The organism is Nocardioides sp. zg-1308 (assembly GCF_013155375.1).
Lineage (GTDB): Bacteria > Actinomycetota > Actinomycetes > Propionibacteriales > Nocardioidaceae > Nocardioides > Nocardioides renjunii.
The window spans coordinates 246,786-267,035 of the sequence record NZ_JABJQY010000001.1; the positions used below are offsets into that span (position 1 = coordinate 246,786).

Consider the following 20,250-nt stretch of genomic DNA (forward strand, 5'->3'; position numbering starts at 1 on the left):
CGCGCGTCCTCAGGACAGGTGGAGGTCGAGCCAGCCGGCCACCTGCCGCAGCAGCGGCTCGGAGGCGGTGAAGTGCGCGTGCCGCCAGAACCCGTGCACCTGGCCCAGGCAGCGCACGCCGACCGTCTCGACACCGGACTCGGCGATGCGCCGGGCGAGCTCCTCCCCCTCGTCGCGCAGGGGGTCGTGCTCGGCGGTCGCGACGAACGTGGGCGGCACCGTGTGCAGCCGGTCGGACAGCAGCGGAGCCAGGTCGGGGTCGTCGAGGTCCGCCTCGGTGCGGGCGTAGTGCTGCCAGTACCAGGTCGCCTCGGCCGGGTCGAAGCCCGACGCGGCCCCCTCGGCCCACGACGCGGAGCCTGCCCGCGGGTCGAGGAACGGGTAGACGAGCGCCAGGGCGCTGAAGAAGCCCGGGTTGCGGAGCGCGGCGACCAGCGCGAGGTTCGCCCCGGCCGAGTCGCCGTGCGCGGCGTACGGCCCGGCGGGACCCTCGCGGCGCAGCCAGCCGACCACCGTGTCGAGGTCGTCGGGCGCGGCGGGGAACGGCGCCTCGGGCGGGCGGCGGTAGTCGACGCTGAGCACCCGTCGCCGCGCCCGGTTGGTGAGCCGGCGGCAGACGCCGTCGTGCACGTCGACGTCGTTGAGGACGAAGCCGCCGCCGTGGGCGTGGACGACCACGCCGGGCAGCGCGTCGGCCGGCGTGTAGAGCCGGCACCGCACGCCGTCCGCGTCGACCTCCTCGACGGACGCGACGTCCTCGCGGGGCTCGGCGAGGGCTGCCGCCCGGGCCTGCTCGCGCTGCGCTGGGATGTCGAAGCCGGGATCGGTGACGACCATGCCCGTGTCGGCCTCGACGGCCGTGCGGACCTCGGGATACATCACGGCGGGGCCTCGGCGCTCAGCGCGCCATCAGGGCGTCGAGCGCGACCGCGACCGCTGCTGCGACGCGGAAGTCGACGCGCTGGTCCGGCACGGTGACGCGGTAGCGGTCGCCGAGGGACATCTTGCGCTCGACGGAGAAGAGCGGGCGGCCCTCGGCGTCGGCGAAGTCGAAGTGGATCGGGATGAAGTCGAGGTCGGTGAAGCGACGCAGCAGTCCCACGAGCTGGTTGCGCTCCTGGCCGGTGCCCGCGTAGCCGGGGCCCTCCACGTGGAAGGTCGAGCGCAGCAGGGAGGCGCCGAAGTCCTTGCGGAAGAAGCCGATCTGCGCGCCGGACTCGTCGGTGATGTCGTAGCCGGCGTTCAGGTCGAGCTTCCTGCGCGCCTTGAACCCGAAGACCGCCCGCGACTTGCCGGCGTCGGAGAAGAAGGTGACCTGCTCCTTGAACGCCATCCGCTTCTGCTCGGCCAGCGCCATCACGCGGACCGGGTTGCCGGCCGCGTCGGACTCCGACACCTCGTAGCGGTTGACCATCATGGTGAGCTTCTGCTTCACTACGAAATGGGGCAGGTACATCTCGGCGGTCATGCGTCTCCCTCGTGTGTGGCCGGTCAGTCGCTGACGCGGGCCAGCTCGTCCTCGACCACCGACGGGTCGAGCTTGGTGAACACCGGCGTCGGCTTGGCGACCTTCGTGCCCACCACCACGGGGCGCGACTCCCACGCCGGCGTCGTGGAGTACTCGCCGGTGATGATCGAGTACGACGTGTGGCCGGCGCCGTTGTCGGGCTCGAGCTCGTCGACCTGTTCGATGCGGGGCATCGGCACGAGCTCGCCCTCACCGCCGAGGACGGCGTGCACCTTGTTGGCGGCGTGGGGCAGGAAGGGCGACAGCAACAGGTTGCAGTCGCTCACGCACTGGGCCGCGACGTGCAGGACGGTGCCGAGACGCTCGCGCTGCGACTCGTCCTTCATCTTGTAGGGCTCGGTGAGCGTCAGGTACTTGTTGACCTCCCCGACGACGCGCATCGCCTCCGCGATCGCGGCCCGGAGCCGGTGCTTCTCCACGAGCCCGCCCACGACGTCGAAGCCGTCCTGGACGGTCGTGAGCACCTGGTGGTCGACCTCCTCCAGCGGTCCGCGCGCGGGGATCTCGCCGAAGCTCTTCGCGATCATCGTCGCGGTGCGGTTGACCAGGTTGCCCCAGCCGGCGACCAGCTCGGAGTTGTTGCGGGTGACGAAGTCGGCCCACGTGAACGCGGCGTCGGAGGTCTCCGGCCCGGCGGCGCAGATGTAGTAGCGGAGCGCGTCGGGGCCGTAGCGGGCGAGGAAGTCGCCGACGTAGATGACGTTGCCGCGGCTCGTGGAGAACTGCGAGTCGCCGAAGGTGAGGAACTCGCTGGAGACCACCTCGGTGGGCAGGTTGAGCGTGCCGTAGGGACCGGGCTCGCCACCCTTGTCGCCCTTGCCGTTGTAGGCGAGCAGCTCGGCCGGCCAGATCTGGGAGTGGAAGACGATGTTGTCCTTGCCCATGAAGTAGTAGGCCTCCGCCTCCTGCTCCCCCTCGGCGGCGGGGTTCCACCACTCGCGCCACTTGTCGGGCTCGCCCGTGCGTCGGGCCCACTCGATCGAGGCCGACAGGTAGCCGATCACCGCGTCGAACCAGACGTAGAGCCGCTTGGTGGGCTGGTCCTCCCAGCCCGGCACCGGGATGCCCCAGTCGATGTCGCGGGTCATCGCGCGCGGCCGGATCTCCTTGAGGATGTTCTGGCTGAACTTGATGACGTTGGGCCGCCAGAGGCCGGTGGCCTCGCGCTGGTCGAGCCACTCCCCCAGCGCCGCGGCCAGCGCGGGCAGGTCGAGGAACCAGTGCTGCGTGTCGCGGAACTCCGGGGTCTCACCGTTGATCTTGGACCGCGGGTCGATCAGGTCGGTGGGGTCGAGCTGGTTGCCGCAGTTGTCGCACTGGTCGCCGCGCGCGGCGCCGTACTTGCAGATCGGGCAGGTGCCCTCGATGTAGCGGTCGGGCAGCGTGCGGCCGGTCGAGGGGCTGATCGCGGTCTTCGTCGTCTCCTCGACCATGTAGCCGTTGCGGCGGCAGGTCTCGAACATCTCCTGCACGACGGCGTAGTGGTTGCCCGTCGTGGTGCGGGTGAAGAGGTCGTAGGAGAGCCCCAAGCCGCAGAGGTCGTCGACGATCACCTGGTTGTACTTGTCGACGAGCTCGCGCGCGGGCAGGCCCTCGTTGTCGGCGAGCACCAGGATCGGCGTGCCGTGCTCGTCGGTGCCGCTGACCATCAGGACGTCGTGGCCGGCCATCCGCATGTAGCGGCTGAACACGTCGGAGGGCACGCCGAAACCGGCGACGTGGCCGATGTGGCGCGGGCCGTTGGTGTACGGCCAGGCGACGGCGGACAGGACACGAGTCATGGGCGCAAGCCTAGTGACCGGGCGCGACCCGATGACGTCGGGTCGCGCCCCGGTCCCGCACCGCCCGGCCGCTCAGCGGCAGGTCGGCCGATCGGCGGCTCAGGAGAAGTCGAGCTCGCCGGTGCGGGAGCGCTTGAGCTCGTAGAAGTAGGGGAACTTCGCCACGGCCACGGCGCCGTCCCACAGCTCCCCGGCCTCCTCGCCGCGCGGGATCTTCGACAGGACGGGCCCGAAGAACGCCGAGCCGTTGATGTGGATGGTGGGCGTGCCGACGTCGTCGCCGACGGGGTCCATGCCCTCGTGATGGGACGTCGCCACCGCGTCGTCGAGGGACGCGTCGTCCCAGGCCTCGATGAGGTCCGCCGGCAGGTCCACGTCGGCGAGTGACGCGGCGACGGTCTCGCGCGTCAGCTCCTCGCCGTCGTTGTGGTGCCGCGTGCCCACGGCGGTGTACCACTCACCGAGCTTCGCGTTGTCGTGCTCCTGCGCGATCTTGATCGCGACGCGGACGGGGCGCTCGGTCCCGGCGAGCATCTCGCGGTACTCCTGCGGGATGTCCTTGTCCTTGTTGAGGTAGGCCAGCGACATCACGTGCCACTGCACGTCGATGTCGCGGACCTGCTCGACCTCGCGGATCCAGCGCGAGGTGATCCAGGCGAACGGGCAGAGCGGGTCGAACCAGAGGTCAGCGGTAGCCATGTCCATCCCAAGCACCGACGGGTGCGCCCTATTCCCCACCGGTGTGGGCCCGGACACACCGGCGGTGGCAGGATGCGCCCATGCCTGGAACCAACCTCACCCGCGACGAGGCCGCCACCCGCGCCACCCTGCTGGACGTCACGTCGTACACCGTCGACCTGGACCTCACGAGCGCCACCCAGCCCGACCAGTCGACCTTCGTGTCCGTCACCACCCTCGAGTTCTCCTGCAGCGAGCCGGGTGCGAGCACCTTCGCCGACCTGGTTGCGCCGACGGTGCGCGAGATCGTCCTCAACGGCCGCAGCCTCGACCCCGCGACGGCGTACGCCGACAGCCGCATCGCGCTCGACGACCTCGAGGCGACCAACACGCTCGTCGTCACCGCCGACTGCGCCTACTCCAACACGGGCGAGGGCCTGCACCGCTTCGTCGACCCCGCCGACGACCGCGTCTACCTCTACAGCCAGTTCGAGGTGCCCGACGCCCGCCGCGTCTTCACCACCTTCGAGCAGCCCGACCTCAAGTCGGTCTTCACCTTCACCGTCACCGCGCCGTCGCACTGGCTGGTCGTCTCCAACGCGCCGACCCCCGAGCCCGAGGCCGCCGGTGACGGCGTCGCGGTCTGGCGCTTCCCGACCACCAAGAAGATGTCGACCTACATCACCGCCATCGTGGCCGGCGAGTACCACGGCGAGTTCGACACCTACGAGGGCAAGTTCGGCACCATCCCGCTCGGCCACTACTGCCGCCAGTCGCTCAAGGAGCACATGGACACGGCCGCGCTGGTCAAGCTGACCAAGCAGAGCTTCGCGTTCTTCGAGGAGCAGTTCGACTACGCCTACCCGTTCGGCAAGTACGACCAGCTCTACGTGCCGGAGTACAACGCCGGCGCCATGGAGAACGCCGGCTGCGTGACGCTGCGCGACGAGTACCTCCCCCGCAGCCGCCAGCCGCGGTCGTTCTTCGAGTTCCGCGCCTCGGTCATCACCCACGAGATGGCGCACATGTGGTTCGGCGACCTGGTGACCATGAAGTGGTGGGACGACCTCTGGCTCAACGAGTCGTTCGCCGAGTGGGCCTGCTACTGGTGCGAGGCCAACGCGACCGAGTTCACCGACGCGTGGACCGGCTTCGCCAACGCCCGCAAGCAGACCGGCTACCGCGCCGACCAGCTGCCCTCGACGCACCCGATCGCGGCCGACAACGTCGACCTGCACGCGGTCGAGGTCAACTTCGACATGATCACCTACGCCAAGGGCGCCTCGGTGCTCAAGCAGCTCGTCGCGTGGGTGGGCATCGAGCCCTTCCTCGAGGGCCTGCGCGCCTACTTCAAGGAGTGGGAGTACGCCAACCCCGAGTTCAAGGACCTGCTCGCCACCCTCGAGAAGGCCTCCGGGCGTGAGCTCCAGGGCTGGGCCCAGGAGTGGCTGCAGACCGCGGGCGTCAACACGCTCGCCCCGTCGTTCGAGCTCGCCGAGGACGGCACGTACGCCTCCTTCGCCGTGGCGCAGTCCGCGCACCCCGACTGGCCGACCCTGCGCCGGCACCGCCTGGGCATCGGCCTCTACGACGACGTGGACGGCCGGCTGGTCCGGCGCGACTACCTCGAGATCGACGTCGAGGGTGCGAGCACCGACGTGCCCGAGCTGGCCGGCGTGAAGCAGCCCGACCTGCTGCTGCTCAACGACGAGGACCACGCCTACGCCAAGATCCGCCTCGACGAGCGGTCGCTGGCCACGGCGATCTCCTCGCTGTCGACCTTCGAGGACTCGCTCCCCCGGGCGCTGGTCTGGGGCGCGACGTGGGACATGACCCGCGACGCCGAGATGCGCACCCGCGACTGGACCGACCTGGTGCTCGCCAACATCGGCCAGGAGACCGACGCGTGGGCCGTCACCAAGATCCCGGCGTCCACGGCGCTGGCGGTCAACTTCTACTCCGACCCCGCACACCGCGCGGAGCTGCGCGCCACCTGGGAGTCCGGCCTGCGTGAGCTGCTGCTCGCCGCCGAGCCCGGCAGCGACCACCAGCTCACCTTCGCCCGGTCGTACGCCGGCGCCGCGCACCGCGACGCCGCGCTCGACGACCTGGTCGGCCTCCTCGACGGGTCCTTCACCGTCGAGGGACTCGCCGTCGACCAGGACATGCGCTGGGTGCTGATCACCGCCCTCGCCCGCGCCGGCCGCTTCGGCGACGCGGAGATCGACGCGGAGCTCGAGGTCGACAAGACCATCTCGGGCCAGGAGCAGGCCGCCGCGGCACGCGCCTCGCAGCCCACGGCGGAGGCCAAGGAGGCCGGTTGGAACGCGGTCCTCGACCCGTCGACGCCCAACGAGACCTCGCGCGAGATCGCCTTCTCGATCTTCCGCTTCGGTCAGGAGGACGTCCTCCAGCCCTACCTCGAGAAGTTCCTCACCGCCTCCGAGACGCTGGTCGACGTGCTGGGCTTCCACAAGGCCTCGGTCGTGCTCGAGTACGGCTTCCCGCGGCCGCTCGCGTCGCAGGCCACGCTGGACCGCCTCGACGAGTGGCTCGCCGACAACAACGCGCCCAAGCAGGCGCAGCGCTACATCGGCGAGGCGCGCGCGGAGATCGCCCGGGCGCTGGAGGCCCAGGCGTACGACGCCGGCTGACCGGCCCGCTGGCTCGACCGGCCCTCACCCCGTTCGGGGTGGGGGCCGGTTTGTTTGGTCCTCGCTCGGTCGTCTGGGGCTGGGGGCGGTGTTGATTGGCTCGCTTCGCTTCGTTGTCTTGGGCTGGGGGCGGTGCTATTTGGCTCGCTTCGCTCGCGTGCTCGGCGCCCTTCAAGGCGCTGTCTTCCCTCCTCGGCTTGCTCGCTGCGCTCGCGTCGCTCGTCAGTCCAGACAGCGCCGGGCGCCGAGCCTCCAGACGGTCTGACCTCGGGGCTCGCCACGCTCGCTACGCCACGCGTGAGGTCTTTCCTCACGGCCTCAGCGCACGCGCTCGGCGCCCGACGTCGTCTGGACTGACGAGCGAGCAAGCGTGACGAGCGCAGCGAGGCAGCGCCGCCGAGGGAGGAGGGAAGACGACGTCTTTCAGGGCGCCGAGCACGCGCGAGCGGAGCGAGCGCCAACAACGCAGCACGCGAGCCCATCAAGCACAGCACGCGCGAGCGGAGCAAGCGCAGAAGGCTACGCGTGCAGCGTGTTCTGCGGCCTGGCGTGCTCGGCGAGCATTGTGATGCCGCGCTGCAGACCGGCGAGCAGGTTGCCGGAGGAGAACTCCGACGACATCGCGAGCACCGCGAGCTCGACCTCGGCGTCGGTGAGGTGGCGGCGTACGTCTCCGCCGGTGACGATCTCGAGGGCCCGGCGGGTGGGGTCCACGAGGATCAGCACGCTGCGGGGCGGGGCCACGAGGCGGTTGTGCAGACGGGTGGCCCAGGCGCGGGTGTCGTCACCCTCGGCCGGACCGACGTAGACCGAGAACTCGAAGCGGCAGGCCTGCTCGGCGACGCGGATGGTCTTGTCCAGCGCCAGCCGGTCGGCCTCGGTCAGGAGGTCACCAGCTGCCACTGGCGCCACCCGCTCGGGAGTTCTCGTTGTCGGGTGCGGGCAGCTCGGCGACGCCCTGGCGGGGTCCGCCGATCCACTGGCCCTCGCCGGCGGAGTGGTCGGGCAGCAGCTTCTCGCCGCGGACCATCGCCGGGAGGTAGACCGCGACCAGGATGATCACGAAGAGCAGCAGCGGCGCCCCGACGTAGATGGCCAGGGCGTTGAGGGTGTCGAGGCTGTTGACCTCGGTCTCGCCACCCCACCCCTCGGGGACGTCGGCGTGGACCGGCGACGTCAGCAGGGCCAGCGCCGGCGCAGCCGCCAGGACGGCGGTCCGGAGCGCTCGGCGCGACGAGCGGGAGCTGGCGGGCGGGCTGACGTGCGTGGTCACGGTCCACAGCGTATCGCCCATACTGGCGGGCATGCCTCACCCCCTCACCCCTGTCATGGACGTGACCGAGGTCTCCGGGAGCGAGACCGATCCACTCACCCCCCTCACCACCTGCTCGACCGACGAGAACCTGTGCACGTGGGTCCTCGAGGAGACCGGCAACGAGAGGCTCGCGACCGCCGTCGACTGGGTCGTCGGCAAGCCGAGCGCGCTGCTGGGACTGCTCCTGATCGGTGTGGTGGTCCGGTGGCTGCTGCACCGGATCATCGACCGCATCGTCGCGCGCGCCGAGGTCGGCGTGCTCCCCGACCGGCTCAGTCGTGCCATCACCGGCGGCCGGGTGGGTGCCGCGCTGAACCTGCGCGACGACCCTGGCTACACCCGCCGCGTCCAGCGCGCGGCCACCCTCGGCTCGCTCCTGAAGAGCATCATCACCGGCGTCGTCTTCACGGTCGTCGCCCTCATGTTCATCTCCGAGCTCGGCTACGACATCGCACCGCTGATCGCCAGCGCGGGCATCCTCGGCGTGGCGCTCGGCTTCGGCTCGCAGGCGCTGGTCAAGGACTTCCTCTCCGGCATCTTCATGATCTTCGAGGACCAGTACGGCGTCGGCGACGTCGTCGACCTCGGCGAGGCGTCTGGGACCGTCGAGGCCGTCGGCCTCCGCGTCACGCGGCTGCGCGACGTGAACGGCACGGTCTGGTACGTCCGCAACGGCGAGATCCTGCGCGTGGGCAACATGAGCCAGAACTGGGCGCGCACCGTGCTCGACGTGACCGTCGGCTACAGCGAGGACCTGGTCAAGGTCCGCCGCGTGCTCGAGGAGGTCGCCCACGACCTGTGGGTGGACGAGGACTTCACCGGCCTCGTCGTGGAGGAGCCCGAGGTCTGGGGCGTGGAGTCGCTCGGGGTGGACGGCATCGTCGTCCGGGTCACCCTCAAGACCGCCCCCATGGAGCAGTGGGGCGTCGCGCGTGCCATGCGCGAGCGCGTCAAGGCGCGCTTCGAGAGCGAGGGGATCAACCTGGCGGTCGCCCAGCGCGTCCTGTGGCAGGAGAGCGCACCGTCGGCGGCCTCCGCCGAGCCCACCGAGAAGGCGTAGCCCCGGCGTGCCGCGGGTGTCGCAGCCGGGGACAATGGAGCCGTGACCACCACCTTCTACGACGAGATCGGCGGCGAGGAGACGATCCGCGCGATCGTCCACCGCTTCTACGAGGGCGTGGCCACCGACGAGGTGCTGCGGCCGATGTATCCCGAGGAGGACCTCGGACCCGCCGAGGACCGGTTCGCGCTGTTCCTCATCCAGTACTGGGGCGGGCCCACGACCTACGGCGACACCCGCGGCCACCCGCGGCTGCGAATGCGCCACGGTCCGTTCATGGTCACCCCGAGGGCCGCGCAGCACTGGCTGCGGCACTTCCGGGCCGGTCTCGACGCGGTGCACCTGACGCCCGAGCAGGACGCCCGGTTCTGGGAGTACGTCACCCACGCCGCGCAGTTCATGGTGAACTCCCCCGACCCGCAGCCGCCGACGCCCGCCGACGTGCTCTGAGGTCCGACGTGCTCTGAGGGTCCGGCGTCTAGCCCGCGGCCAGCGCCCGGAAGCCGTCGGGCACGGGAGCCGGGCGACCGGTGGCGCTGTCGAGGCAGACCCCGACCACGCGGGCGCGCGCGAGCACCTCGTCGCCGTCGCGGACGACCGACTCGAAGACCGCCGAGGTGCTGCCGATGCGCGACACCCACGTCCGGCAGTCGTAGGGCTCGGGCCGGAACAGGATCGGCCGGCGGTAGTCGACGTCGGTCTGGGCGACCACGAGGTGGTAGCCGTCCCCGAGGTCGCGTCCCTGCGTCACCATCAGCTGGATCCGCGCCTCCTGGAAATACTCGAAGTACTTCACGTTGTTGACGTGGCCGTAGACGTCGACGTCGCTGAACCGCACGTGCACCGGGTAGGTGCCGCCGGGGACGTCGACAACGGCGGGCGCGGACGGGGCGCGGACGGGCTCGTCGGGCTCGAGGAGGCGGGACAGGGACGCCTTCTCCTCGTCGTGCAGGCGGCGGGGCCGCTCGGTCGCGAAGACGTATGGCGTCAGCACGGTGCGCGCCCTGAGGTGGACCGTGCGCTCGCCGGCCTGGTCCTCGGCGAAGATCTCGTAGGCCATCGTGAAGCTCGCGGCGCGGACCTCGGTGACCCAGCACTCGATCGAGACCGGCTCGAAGCCGAACGTCAGCGACGAGACGTAGGTGACCTCGTGCCGGACCACCACCACGCCCTCGGCGAGGTCGTCGGCGCGGCTCTCCGGGGCGTGCGTGCGGAACATGTCGACGCGCGCCTCCTGCAGGTAGTCGACGTACGTCACGTTGTTGACGTGGCCGAGCAGGTCGAGGTCGGCCCACCTCAGCGGGCAGCGGTAGAGATGGCGCACACGACGATCGTCGCAGACCTCGACGCCGGGCGCTCCGGGCAGCGAGCCGGCGCCCTCAGGGGCCCGCCCCCATCAGCTGACGTGGATCATCCGGCCGTAGTAGGCGGGGATCGACTCGTGGCGGGCGCGGCGGTCGCTGCGCGTCTCGCGGAGGGTCGTCGTGAGCGCGGCGGCGGCGAGGGCGACGGCCGCCAGGGAGACGATGCCGATGACGACGAGATAGATAGTGACGGCCTCCATGACCAGTCCTTTCTACAGATGTAGTGTCTACGTATGTAGAAGCATACGCCTCCGCCAGCGCTGCGCAAGACCGCCCGGTAGTGTCCTGCGCCACCACCCCGCGCGGTCGAGAGGAGCACGGTGAGCCCAGCGAGCCGGGAGCTGTCGCCACGGCGCCGCCAGATCCTCGAGGCGGCCACGACCGTGCTGTCCCAGCAGGGCATCCGGGGTCTGACCCACCGCGCCGTCGACCGCGAGGCGGGTCTCGCCGAGGGCAGCTCGTCGGCGTACTTCCGGACCCGCGACGCCCTGGTCAGCGCCCTCGGCGAGTTCGTCGCCGACCGGCTCGGCGCCGACGTCGAGGCGCTCGGTGGCCGGCTGGCGTCCTGCCCGGGCGACCACGAGCGCGCGGTGGCCGAGGTGTCCCGGCTCTTCTCCCGCTGGCTCGACCAGCCCGACCTCCTCGCGGCGCGCCTCGAGCTCACGGTCGCGGCCACCCGCGACCCGGGCCTGGCCGAGCGCTTCACGCTGTGGCGCGACGACCTGGTGCGCATGGTCCGCGAGGTGCTGGACGCAGCCGGGAAGCAGGGCGGCGACGAGGGCGGCGCGTCCGCTGAGACGCTCGTGGCCGCGCTCGAGGGCGTGCTGCTCGCGTCGCTGATGCTGCCGTCTCGACGCCGGCGCACCTTCGTGGCCGAGAGCGTCGAGCGGCTGCTGACCGGCCTCGGCCCCAACCCTCCGGACTCCTGAGGGGAACCGGCGCACTAAGGTGCCGGGAGACACCGCAACCGACCAGTAACCGGAGTTCCCCATGCCCGAGGCAGTGATCGTTTCCGCAGCGCGCTCCCCCATCGGCCGGGCCAACAAGGGCTCGCTCAAGGACTTCCGTCCCGACGACCTGACCGCACTGGTCGTGCAGGCGGCGCTCGACAAGATCCCCGACCTCGACCCGACCACCATCGAGGACCTGCTGCTCGGCTGCGGCCTGCCCGGCGGCGAGTCGGGCAACAACATGGCACGCGTGGTGACGACCCTCCTCGGCCTCGAGGTGCCCGGCGCCACCGTGACGCGCTACTGCTCGTCGTCCGTGCAGACCACCCGGATGGCCTTCCACGCGATCAAGGCCGGCGAGGGCGACGTCTTCGTCTCCGCCGGCGTCGAGACCGTCTCGCGCTTCGCCAAGGGAACGTCCGACCACATCCCCGGCACCCGCAACCCGCGCTTCGTCGAGGCCTCGGCCCGCACCGACGAGTACGCCAAGGGCGGCCAGGACTGGCACGACCCGCGCGAGGACGGCCTGCTGCCCGACATCTACGTCGCGATGGGCCAGACCGCCGAGAACGTCGCCCGCCTGCGCGGCCTGGACCGCAAGGAGATCGACGAGTTCGCCGTCCGCTCGCAGAACCTGGCCGAGAAGGCGATCGCCGACGGCTTCTGGGAGCGCGAGATCACCCCGGTGACGCTGCCCGACGGCACCGTCGTCACCACGGACGACGGCCCCCGCGCCGGGGTGACGTACGACGCCATCGCCGGTCTCGACCCCGTCTTCCGCCCCGACGGCGTGGTCACCGCCGGCAACTGCTGCCCGCTCAACGACGGCGCCGCCGCCGTGGTGGTCATGTCGGACACCAAGGCCGCCGAGCTCGGTCTCATCCCGCTCGCCCGCATCGTGTCGACCGGCGTCTCCGGCATCTCCCCCGAGATCATGGGCCTTGGCCCCGTCGAGGCCACCCGGAACGCGCTCGAGCACGCCGGCATGAGCATCGGCGACATCGACCTCGTCGAGATCAACGAGGCGTTCGCCGCCCAGGTCGTGCCGTCCTACCAGGACCTCGGCATCGACCTCGACCGGCTCAACGTCAACGGCGGCGCCATCGCGGTGGGCCACCCGTTCGGCATGACGGGCGCCCGCCTGCAGAACACGATGCTCAACAGCCTCGACTGGCACGACAAGAGCACCGGCCTGATCACCATGTGCGTCGGCGGCGGCCAGGGCATGGCGATGATCCTCGAGCGCGTCTCCTGAGGCGCGCCGGGGCGCCGCACGACTAGGCTGCGGCCATGACCTCGACGAGCGAACCGCGCTGGCTCGACGACGACCAGCAGCACTCCTGGCGCGCGCTCATGATGGGCATCACCCTGCTCGAGGAGCGTCTCGACGACGACCTCCGCCGGGAGTTCGGCATGTCGCTCACCGAGTACGAGGTGCTCGTGCGGCTCTCCGAGCGGCCGGGGCGGGCGATGCGGATGGCGCAGCTGGCCGACGCCATGGCCCACTCGCGCAGCCGGGTGACCCACACGATCGCCCGCATGGAGAACGCCGGCTACGTCACGCGGGGCACCACGCCCGAGGACGGCCGCGGCGTCGTCGCGACGATGACGGAGACGGGCTACGACCTCCTCGTGCGGGCCGCGCCGTGCCACGTCGAGAGCGTCCGGCGCAACCTCGTCGACCTGGTCCCCGAGGGCGACTTCGCCGCCGTGGGCCGGGTCTTCGACCGGGTCGCCGATCACCTCGTGAACCGGCACCCGGAGAGCGAGCTCCGCTAGCCGCTCGTCCCTGCCGGTGATCGTTCATCACGGTGTGCAGACGAAGGGGCGCTTCCCCCGGTCAGCTGATCGAGGGAAGCGCCCATCCGGCGACAGACCGTGGTGAACGGTCCGTCGCGGGGTCAGTCGCGGGTGAGGCGGCGGTGCGTCACCCGGTGGGGACGGGCCGCGTCGATGCCGAGGCGCTCGACCTTGTTCTCCTCGTACGACGCGAAGTTGCCCTCGAACCAGAACCACTTCGCCGGGTCCTCGTCGTCGCCCTCCCAGGCCAGGATGTGGGTCGCCACGCGGTCGAGGAACCACCGGTCGTGGGAGGTGACCACGGCGCAGCCGGGGAAGTCGAGCAGCGCGTCCTCGAGCGAGGACAGGGTCTCGACGTCGAGGTCGTTGGTGGGCTCGTCGAGCAGCAGCATGTTGCCGCCCATCTTGAGCGTCAGCGCGAGGTTGAGCCGGTTGCGCTCACCACCGGAGAGCACGCCGGCCTTCTTCTGCTGGTCCGGGCCCTTGAAGCCGAAGGAGGCGACGTAGGCGCGGCTGTTCATCTCGAAGTTGGCGACCTTGATGAAGTCGAGCCCGTCGGAGACGACCTCCCAGACGTTCTTCTGCGGGTCGATGCCGCCACGTGACTGGTCGACGTAGGAGATCTTGACGGTCTGGCCGACCTTGAGGTCGCCGGCGTCGGGCTGCTCCTCGCCGGTGATCATCCGGAAGAGCGTCGTCTTGCCGACACCGTTGGGGCCGATCACGCCGACGATGCCCGCGCGCGGGAGCTTGAAGGACACGTCGTGCATGAGGGTGCGACCCTCGAAGCCCTTGCCGAGCTTGTCGGCCTCGAGCACGACGTCACCGAGGCGCGGGCCCGCGGGGATGTTGATCTCGGAGGTGTCGATCTTGCGCATCCGGTCGGCCTCGGCCGCCATCTCCTCGTAGCGCGCGAGACGCGACCTGCTCTTGGTCTGGCGGGCCTTGGCGTTGGAGCGGACCCACTCCAGCTCCTTCTCGAGCATCTTGGCGCGCTTGGCGTCCTTCTGCCCCTCGACCTTGAGCCGGTCGCGCTTGGTCTCGAGGTAGGTCGAGTAGTTGCCCTCGTAGCCGTGGATCTGGCCGCGGTCGACCTCGGCGATCCACTCGGCGACGTTGTCGAGGAAGTAGCGGTCGTGGGTGATCGCCATGACGGCGCCGGGGTAGGTCTTGAGGTGACCCTCCAGCCACTGGACCGACTCGGCGTCGAGGTGGTTGGTGGGCTCGTCGAGGAGCAGCAGGTCGGGCTGCTCGAGCAGCAGCTTGCACAGGGCGACGCGGCGTCGCTCGCCACCGGACAGGTTGTCGACCAGCACGTCCGGCGGCGGGCAGCGCAGCGCGTCCATGGCCTGGTCGAGCCGGCTGTCGAGGTCCCACGCGTTGGCGTTGTCGAGCTCGGTCTGGAGGTCGCCCGTCTCCTGCATGAGGGCGTCCTGGTCGGCGTCGGGCTCGCCCATCTCCATGTAGGCGTCCTCGAGGCGCTTCATCTTCCCCTTGAGGTCGGCGACGGCCTCCTCGACGTTCTCCAGGACGGTCTTGCCCTCCGTCAGCGGCGGCTCCTGCTGGAGCATGCCGACCGTGGCCTCGGGGTCCTTGATCGCGTCGCCGTTGTTGGCGTGCTCGAGCCCCGCCATGATCTTGAAGAGCGTGGACTTGCCCGCACCGTTGGGCCCGACGACGCCGATCTTCGCGCCGTGGAGGAAGGAGAGGGTGACGTTGTCGAGGACGACCTTGTCACCGTGGGCCTTGCGCACGTTGCGCAGTGTGAAGACGTACTCAGCCATGCGGGCGAGCCTACGGGGAACCGCTCCCCCGCCGACAATCGCGCCGGGCGGCTCCTCTCAGGCGGCGTCGGGCACCGACTCGGCGGCGTCGGACGCCACCACCGGAGCGGCCGCCGGGACCGTGCCCCGACGCTCGTCCTCGACCGCGGGAGCCACCGGCTTGGCGAAGGTCGTGGTGCCGTGGGTGAGGTCGTGGCCGACGGCACTCGCGACCACCTCCCAGGACGTCTGCGGCTTGCCGTCGCGCTCCCAGACGTCGGCCACGAGCCGGCCGTGCACGACGACCGGGTCGCCGCTGGAGAGGGAGGCGACGACGTGGCGGCCGAGCCGGTTCCACGCCTTCACCGTGTGCCAGGTCGTGGTGCCCTTGACCCACTCGCCGTCGCGGTAGCGCGTCGGCGTGCAGGCGACGCGGAACGAGGCGACCTGCCGGTGCTCGCCGACCTCGCGGAGCGTGACCTCGCCGCCGATCCAGCCGGTCAGGGTGATCTGGGTGTCGTACATGGGGCTGCCTCCGGGTGTGGGGCGGCGGTGGTCCCGCCGCGGTGCACCCAGCCTCGGCAACCCGGCCGACACCGGCACCCGCGTGGTCGCCGGACCTGTGGAGGACCACGATGCGGCCGGACCTGTGGACGCCGGGTGGCCCGGGGACGGCTCAGCGCAGGGCGGTCGAGAGACCCTCGCGCACCTCGGCGTAGGAGGCGAGCTCGGCCTGGATCGGCTCGACGACCACCTCGGCCGAGACCTCCGAGATGGCGTCGCGCAGCCGCCTGTCGGCCGTGCGGGCCCGCGCCCTCGCGGTCAGCGACACCAGCCAGCGGCTGACGAGCGCGAGCAGGATCCCGAGTCCGACGCCACCGAGGAGCAGCAGCGTGGGCAGCGGGAAGGAGCCGACCTCCGGCGTCGGCGGCTCGGGCAGGCGGGCGTAGGAGCCGAAGGCGAGCAGCGCGAGCCACACGGCGCCCACGACGGCGGAGATGATGAGGAGGTACTGCAGGATCCGCACGAGACCGGCCCAGACGGGGATCTTGTCGGCGCCGAGGTCGGTGGACGCCACCGCGCGGTCGAGGCGGTCGCCGAGGTCGGGCAGCCGCGACACCGACGCCGCACGCACGGCCGTGGCCCAGGGCGGGGCCATGCCCTCGCCGACCTGCTCGGCCAGGGCGCGCACCTCGGTGTCGACGCGGGCGCGCTGCACCCCGGTGGCCTTCGGGACGGACGTCCGGGCGGCGCCGGTGAGCTCCTTGCCGGACGCGCCGAGGTCGAGGTGCAGCCTCTTGAGCGGGTCGGGCTTGAGCCGGGAGAACCAGGCCGTGACCGGCCAGCCGGTGGCGCGGTTGGCGCGCAACCGGGTCGAGTCGGCGACCGCCTTGACGACGGTCGGCACGCCGGCCGCCTCCGCGAAGGCGTCGTCGAGCGCGGCGACGCGCTCCTTGGACAGACCGGGCACCTTGCCGGTGCCGGTCGACTCCTGCAGGCGCTGCGCCGCGGTCTTGACGTCGGCCTCGAGCCGGGAGCGGGTGACCTTCTTCTCCGCGACCCGCTTGGCGATCATGCCGCGCAGCTCGTCGATGCCCCACCCGTTGCGGGCGCTCACCGGGACGACCGGCACGCCGGCCAGCCCGTCGGCCTCGAGGAGGCGGCGTACGTCGTCCACCATGGACGCGCGGCGGTCCTCGGGGATGACGTCGATGTGGTTGAGCACCACGAGCATCACGTCGCGGTGGCCGGCCAGCGGCTTGAGGAAGCGGTCGTGGATGGCGGCGTCGGCGTACTTCTGCGGGTCGAGCACCCACACGAGCATGTCGGCGAGCTGCACGAGCCGGTCGACCTCGAGGTGGTGCGAGACCTCGGTGGAGTCGTGGTCGGGCAGGTCGAGGAGCACGACGCCCCGCATCTCCACGTCCTCGTCGGCCTTGGACAGCATCGAGTCGCGCGTGACCTGGTGGCGCGAGGGGATGCCGAGCCACTCGAGCAGCTCCTCGGCCCCCTCCCTGCCCCACACGCAGGCCGTGGCCCACGACGTCGTGGGGCGGCGTACGCCGACCGCGGCCAGCTCGAGGCCGCTGAGGGCGTTGAAGGTGGAGGACTTGCCCGAGCCGGTCGCGCCCGCGAGGGCGACGACGGTGTGGTCGGCGGACAGCTTGAGCCGGCTGGCGGCGCGCGACGCGACCGTCGACGCCTCGTCGACGAGGGCGTCGTCGACACGGCCCCGGGCCGCGGTGGCGGCACGCTCGAGTCCCTCGACGCGAGCGCCGATGTCAGAGCTCCTGGTGACCAGCTTCTTGGCCCCTTCGAGCAACGACGTCATGACTCCCTCACGGTCCGGGTGGCTCTGCTTCCACCCTCAACCCTAGGGGGCGGTGTCGCCATCGTCCGACACCTGGGGAGGGTCGAGCGCGGGTCGCGCCTCCGGCCCGGTCTGCGGCTCGGTCGGGAGCTCGGCCTCCGGCGGGGTCACCGGCTGGGTCGCGGCGTAGCGCAGGTCGTCGACCTTGCGGGCTGCGGCGCGCATCCGCTCGGGCGCCTCCGGGGACACCTCGAGGCTGTCGAGCAGGTCGGTGTAGCGGCGCCGCTCGGCGTCGAGGAGGTCGCTCATCGACGCCTCGAGCCGGACCCGGGCGCGCTCGGCCAGGGACCGCACGGCCTGGTCGCCGAAGACCGCCTCGAGCAGCTTCTGGCCGAGCACCGCCGACCCGCCCGCGATGCCCGCCTCGGCGCCCGTGACGCCGGCGGTGTGGGCGAACACGACGACCATGAGTGCCACCGATAGCCCGTTGACGCCGAACGCGAGGAACCGTGCCGTCGAGCGCTTCTCCGCACCTTCGGTGCGGACCATCTCCAGCACGTCGTCCTGCCAGTCGCGCACGGCGCGCTCGGCGCGCCGGCGGAAGTCGCGCGAGGCGCGGCCGAGGTCCTCGCCGGCGTCGCGCAGCAGGACCTGGCCGGCGGCGGTGCTGCGCCACGACGCCTCCGCCCGCTCGGCGGCGGCCTCGGCGTGCTCCAGGATCAGCGTCTCCAGGCCGGACTCCACGGCGACGGTGACCCGCTCGGCCTGCTGGGGCTTGCCCTTGACGGCGTTGACGACCCGGTCGCGGATCCAGCCCACCCGGGTCTCGAGCGAGCGGAGGAGCTCGCCGGTGCCGACGAACTCCTGCCAGCGGGCCAGCACCTCCCCGCGGAGCAGGGTCCCGTCGGCGGAGGCCTCGCCGACGCCCTTGACCGCGCGGTCGTAGGCCTCGTTGGCGTCCTCGCGGAGCCGGCGCACGGAGTCGACCTGCTCGGTGGCCGCGTCCGCCACCGTGTGCGTACGACGACCCAGCGTGCGGATGGCGCCGTCGAGGGTCTGCTGCACGACGGCCGCGCGCGCCTCCTGGTCGTCGGCGAGGGCCTGCAGCCACTGGCGTATCTCGAGCACCGACCCCGACGGCAGCAGCCCCATGTCGGAGACCGGGCCCTCCTCGACGGTGAAGAGCGGCGAGTCCTTGAGCCCGCGGCTGGCGAGCATGCGGGCGAGGTGGGTGGAGATGGTGTCGACGGCCTCGGGAGGCGTGCGGTCGAGGACGATCGCCACGGCGGCCGAGCGCTCGGCGGCCTTGCGCAGGAAGTCCCACGGCACCTGGTCGGCGTAGCGGGCCGCGGAGGTCACGAAGAGCCAGAGGTCGGCGGCGGCGAGCAGCTGCGCGGCGAGGACGCGGTTGCGCTCCTCGACCGAGTCGATGTCGGGCGCGTCGAGGATCGCCAGGCCCGGCGTCATCGCCGTGGACTCGACGAGCTGGAGCGCCTCGGGGTCGTTGGTCTGGCGGGTGACGCGCTCGAGCTCGGGCAGCAGCCGGTCCTGGCCGAACCACTTCGCGTCGTCGGGGTGGTGCACCAGCACCGGGGACCGGGTCGTCGGCCGCAGCACGCCCGGCGTGGTCACGCGCGTGCCGACGAGGGAGTTCACCAGCGTCGACTTGCCGGCGCCGGTCGAGCCGCCGACCACCGCGAGCAGCGGCGCGTCGAGGGTCATCAGGCGCGGGATGACGTAGTCCTCGAGCTGGTCGACCATCTCGGCACGGGCGACGCGCTGCGCCTCGGCACCGGGCAGCTCGAGCGGCAGCCGGGCCTCCTGCAGCGCACCGCGCAGCCGCACCAGCGCGGTCACCATCGCCGTGGCAGCGTCCGGCACACGACGGCCGGCGGCCGCCTGCTCCGCCTCGGGCTCGGTCATCTGGTCGGCACCACCTGTCCGGGGAAGGAGATGTAGGGGCGGATGCGGCGCAGCTCCTCGACGTGCTCCTGGCCGCGCACGGAGAAGTCCTCCGGGGCGGTGCCGCGCAGGTAGCGGTGGTGGAGGTAGCCGAGCTCGATGGCCGCGGCCTGGTAGGCCCGCATGCCTCGCTCGGACTGCTGGCCGCCCTGGGCGCGGGCCCAGCGCCGCGCGTGCCGGCGGGCACGGAGGTCGACCAGCCACGGGATGTCGGTGGCGGGCAGCAGCCCGCGGTCGGCGGCGTCCTGCAGGGCGGTGGTGAGGAGCGGGCGCTCGGAGCGCCGGCGGTAAACCGCGAAGGCGGCGACGCCGAGGAACGCCGGGAACATCAGCAGGCCGTAGACGACGAAGAAGTGGCCGGTGCCCATCAGCGTCGAGGAGTTCCAGGTCCCGTGCAGCAGGGCCGCGACGGCGAAGCCGGCGAGGGGGGCGAGCACCCGCAGCCACGTCCGGCGGGAGGCGATCGCGATGCCCACCCCGATGCCGATGAAGGCCGTGAAGAACGGGTGCGCGAAGGGGCTGATCACACCGCGCAGGACGAAGGTGCCGGTGAGCGCCGTGGTGCCGCCCGGGCCGAGGCCGTCGGTGCCGTCGTAGGCGGCCGCGAGGTAGAGGATGTTCTCGGTGAAGGCGAAGCCGATGCCCACCATGCCGGCGTAGACGATGCCGTCGAGGATGCCGTCGAGCTCGTGGCGGCGCCACCACAGCAGCAGGATGAGGAAGGCGCCCTTGGTCGCCTCCTCCGTGAGCGGCGCGAGCACCGCGAGGCTGTCGCGCTCGCTGGCGCCGCCCGCGACGCCGATCCCCTGGAAGACCAGGGCCGCGGCGGTGGCGACGAAGGCGCCCCACAGCAGGCCGGCGACGAGCAGGTTGCGCGGCTCCGGCTCGTAGCGGTCGAGCCACATGAAGCAGCCGACCAGTGGTCCCACCGGGATGGCAGCGAGCAGCGCTGCGAGCGCCAATGACCCCGGCGCTCCCGAAAGGGCGACGACGAGCGCCATCGCGAGGCCACCGAGCAGGACCAGGACGCCCACCACGACGGTGAATGCGACACTGTCGCGGCGACCTCGGTGCATGTGGCGCA

19 protein-coding genes are annotated in these 20,250 nt (G+C 71.6%); 6 read left to right on the top strand and 13 right to left on the bottom strand.

Features of this window, described 5'->3' with window-relative positions; genetic code table 11:
* Positions 1–9 precede the first annotated feature (9 nt).
* From HN031_RS01180 to HN031_RS01195, 4 genes are all read right to left on the bottom strand, one after another.
* On the bottom strand, positions 10–879 hold the full coding sequence (locus HN031_RS01180; protein WP_172265445.1) for an alpha/beta hydrolase fold domain-containing protein: 870 nt from the start codon (positions 877–879) through the stop codon (positions 10–12).
* 19 nt (positions 880–898) lie between these two features.
* Complete coding sequence (locus HN031_RS01185) at positions 899–1,435, bottom strand: hypothetical protein (RefSeq protein WP_367650613.1); 537 nt, start codon at positions 1,433–1,435, stop codon at positions 899–901.
* 56 nt (positions 1,436–1,491) lie between these two features.
* The gene (gene metG, locus HN031_RS01190) at positions 1,492–3,309 is read right to left on the bottom strand and encodes a methionine--tRNA ligase (protein WP_172265150.1); all 1,818 of its coding nucleotides are present in this window, start codon (positions 3,307–3,309) and stop codon (positions 1,492–1,494) included.
* Positions 3,310–3,408: 99 nt separating this feature from the next.
* Positions 3,409–4,008 (bottom strand): DsbA family protein, encoded by a 600-nt coding sequence (locus tag HN031_RS01195; protein WP_172265152.1) that lies wholly within the window; start codon positions 4,006–4,008, stop codon positions 3,409–3,411.
* 80 nt (positions 4,009–4,088) lie between these two features.
* Between HN031_RS01195 and pepN the strand changes: the two genes are divergently transcribed.
* A complete protein-coding gene (pepN, locus tag HN031_RS01200) occupies positions 4,089–6,641 on the top strand; it encodes an aminopeptidase N (protein ID WP_172265154.1) in 2,553 nt (850 codons plus the stop codon).
* A 519-nt stretch (positions 6,642–7,160) separates the two neighbouring features.
* On the opposite strand, the gene HN031_RS01205 is transcribed toward pepN, so the two are convergent.
* On the bottom strand, positions 7,161–7,544 hold the full coding sequence (locus HN031_RS01205) for a DUF5130 family protein (protein ID WP_172265157.1): 384 nt from the start codon (positions 7,542–7,544) through the stop codon (positions 7,161–7,163).
* Positions 7,531–7,914, bottom strand: coding sequence for a hypothetical protein (locus HN031_RS01210; protein WP_172265159.1), 384 nt, complete (start codon positions 7,912–7,914; stop codon positions 7,531–7,533). The genes HN031_RS01205 and HN031_RS01210 overlap by 14 nt, the downstream gene beginning before the upstream one ends.
* Positions 7,915–7,945: 31 nt before the next feature.
* On the opposite strand from HN031_RS01210, the gene HN031_RS01215 reads away from it, so the two are divergent.
* Entirely contained in the window at positions 7,946–9,016 is a 1,071-nt protein-coding gene (locus HN031_RS01215) for a mechanosensitive ion channel family protein (RefSeq protein WP_253942956.1), read from the top strand.
* Between the two features lie 42 nt (positions 9,017–9,058).
* Entirely contained in the window at positions 9,059–9,466 is a 408-nt protein-coding gene (locus tag HN031_RS01220) for a globin (protein ID WP_172265161.1), read from the top strand.
* 28 nt (positions 9,467–9,494) lie between these two features.
* On the opposite strand, the gene HN031_RS01225 is transcribed toward HN031_RS01220, so the two are convergent.
* Together HN031_RS01225 and HN031_RS01230 are read right to left on the bottom strand one after the other, a co-directional pair.
* Positions 9,495–10,340: a thioesterase family protein gene (locus HN031_RS01225; RefSeq protein ID WP_172265163.1), complete on the bottom strand. Its 846-nt coding sequence runs from the start codon at positions 10,338–10,340 to the stop codon at positions 9,495–9,497.
* A gap of 72 nt (positions 10,341–10,412) precedes the next feature.
* A complete protein-coding gene (locus tag HN031_RS01230) occupies positions 10,413–10,580 on the bottom strand; it encodes a hypothetical protein (protein WP_172265166.1) in 168 nt (55 codons plus the stop codon).
* A 120-nt stretch (positions 10,581–10,700) separates the two neighbouring features.
* On the opposite strand from HN031_RS01230, the gene HN031_RS01235 reads away from it, so the two are divergent.
* From HN031_RS01235 to HN031_RS01245, 3 genes are all read left to right on the top strand, one after another.
* Positions 10,701–11,309, top strand: coding sequence for a TetR family transcriptional regulator (locus tag HN031_RS01235; protein ID WP_216651962.1), 609 nt, complete (start codon positions 10,701–10,703; stop codon positions 11,307–11,309).
* A 61-nt stretch (positions 11,310–11,370) separates the two neighbouring features.
* Complete coding sequence (locus HN031_RS01240) at positions 11,371–12,585, top strand: acetyl-CoA C-acetyltransferase (RefSeq protein ID WP_172265169.1); 1,215 nt, start codon at positions 11,371–11,373, stop codon at positions 12,583–12,585.
* 35 nt (positions 12,586–12,620) lie between these two features.
* Positions 12,621–13,109 (top strand): MarR family winged helix-turn-helix transcriptional regulator, encoded by a 489-nt coding sequence (locus tag HN031_RS01245; protein ID WP_172265172.1) that lies wholly within the window; start codon positions 12,621–12,623, stop codon positions 13,107–13,109.
* Between the two features lie 122 nt (positions 13,110–13,231).
* On the opposite strand, the gene ettA is transcribed toward HN031_RS01245, so the two are convergent.
* From ettA to HN031_RS01270, 5 genes are all read right to left on the bottom strand, one after another.
* Positions 13,232–14,914, bottom strand: a complete 1,683-nt coding sequence (gene ettA / locus HN031_RS01250; RefSeq protein WP_172265175.1) for an energy-dependent translational throttle protein EttA — start codon at positions 14,912–14,914, stop codon at positions 13,232–13,234.
* 57 nt (positions 14,915–14,971) lie between these two features.
* The gene (locus HN031_RS01255; protein WP_172265178.1) at positions 14,972–15,418 is read right to left on the bottom strand and encodes a single-stranded DNA-binding protein; all 447 of its coding nucleotides are present in this window, start codon (positions 15,416–15,418) and stop codon (positions 14,972–14,974) included.
* A 151-nt stretch (positions 15,419–15,569) separates the two neighbouring features.
* Positions 15,570–17,225, bottom strand: a complete 1,656-nt coding sequence (locus HN031_RS01260; RefSeq protein ID WP_172265181.1) for a YfjP family GTPase — start codon at positions 17,223–17,225, stop codon at positions 15,570–15,572.
* 42 nt (positions 17,226–17,267) lie between these two features.
* Positions 17,268–19,127, bottom strand: coding sequence for a dynamin family protein (locus HN031_RS01265; protein WP_253942957.1), 1,860 nt, complete (start codon positions 19,125–19,127; stop codon positions 17,268–17,270).
* On the bottom strand, positions 19,124–20,242 hold the full coding sequence (locus HN031_RS01270; RefSeq protein ID WP_172265184.1) for a PrsW family intramembrane metalloprotease: 1,119 nt from the start codon (positions 20,240–20,242) through the stop codon (positions 19,124–19,126). Before HN031_RS01270 ends, HN031_RS01265 begins: the two co-directional genes overlap by 4 nt.
* Between the last annotated feature and the right edge of the window lie 8 nt (positions 20,243–20,250).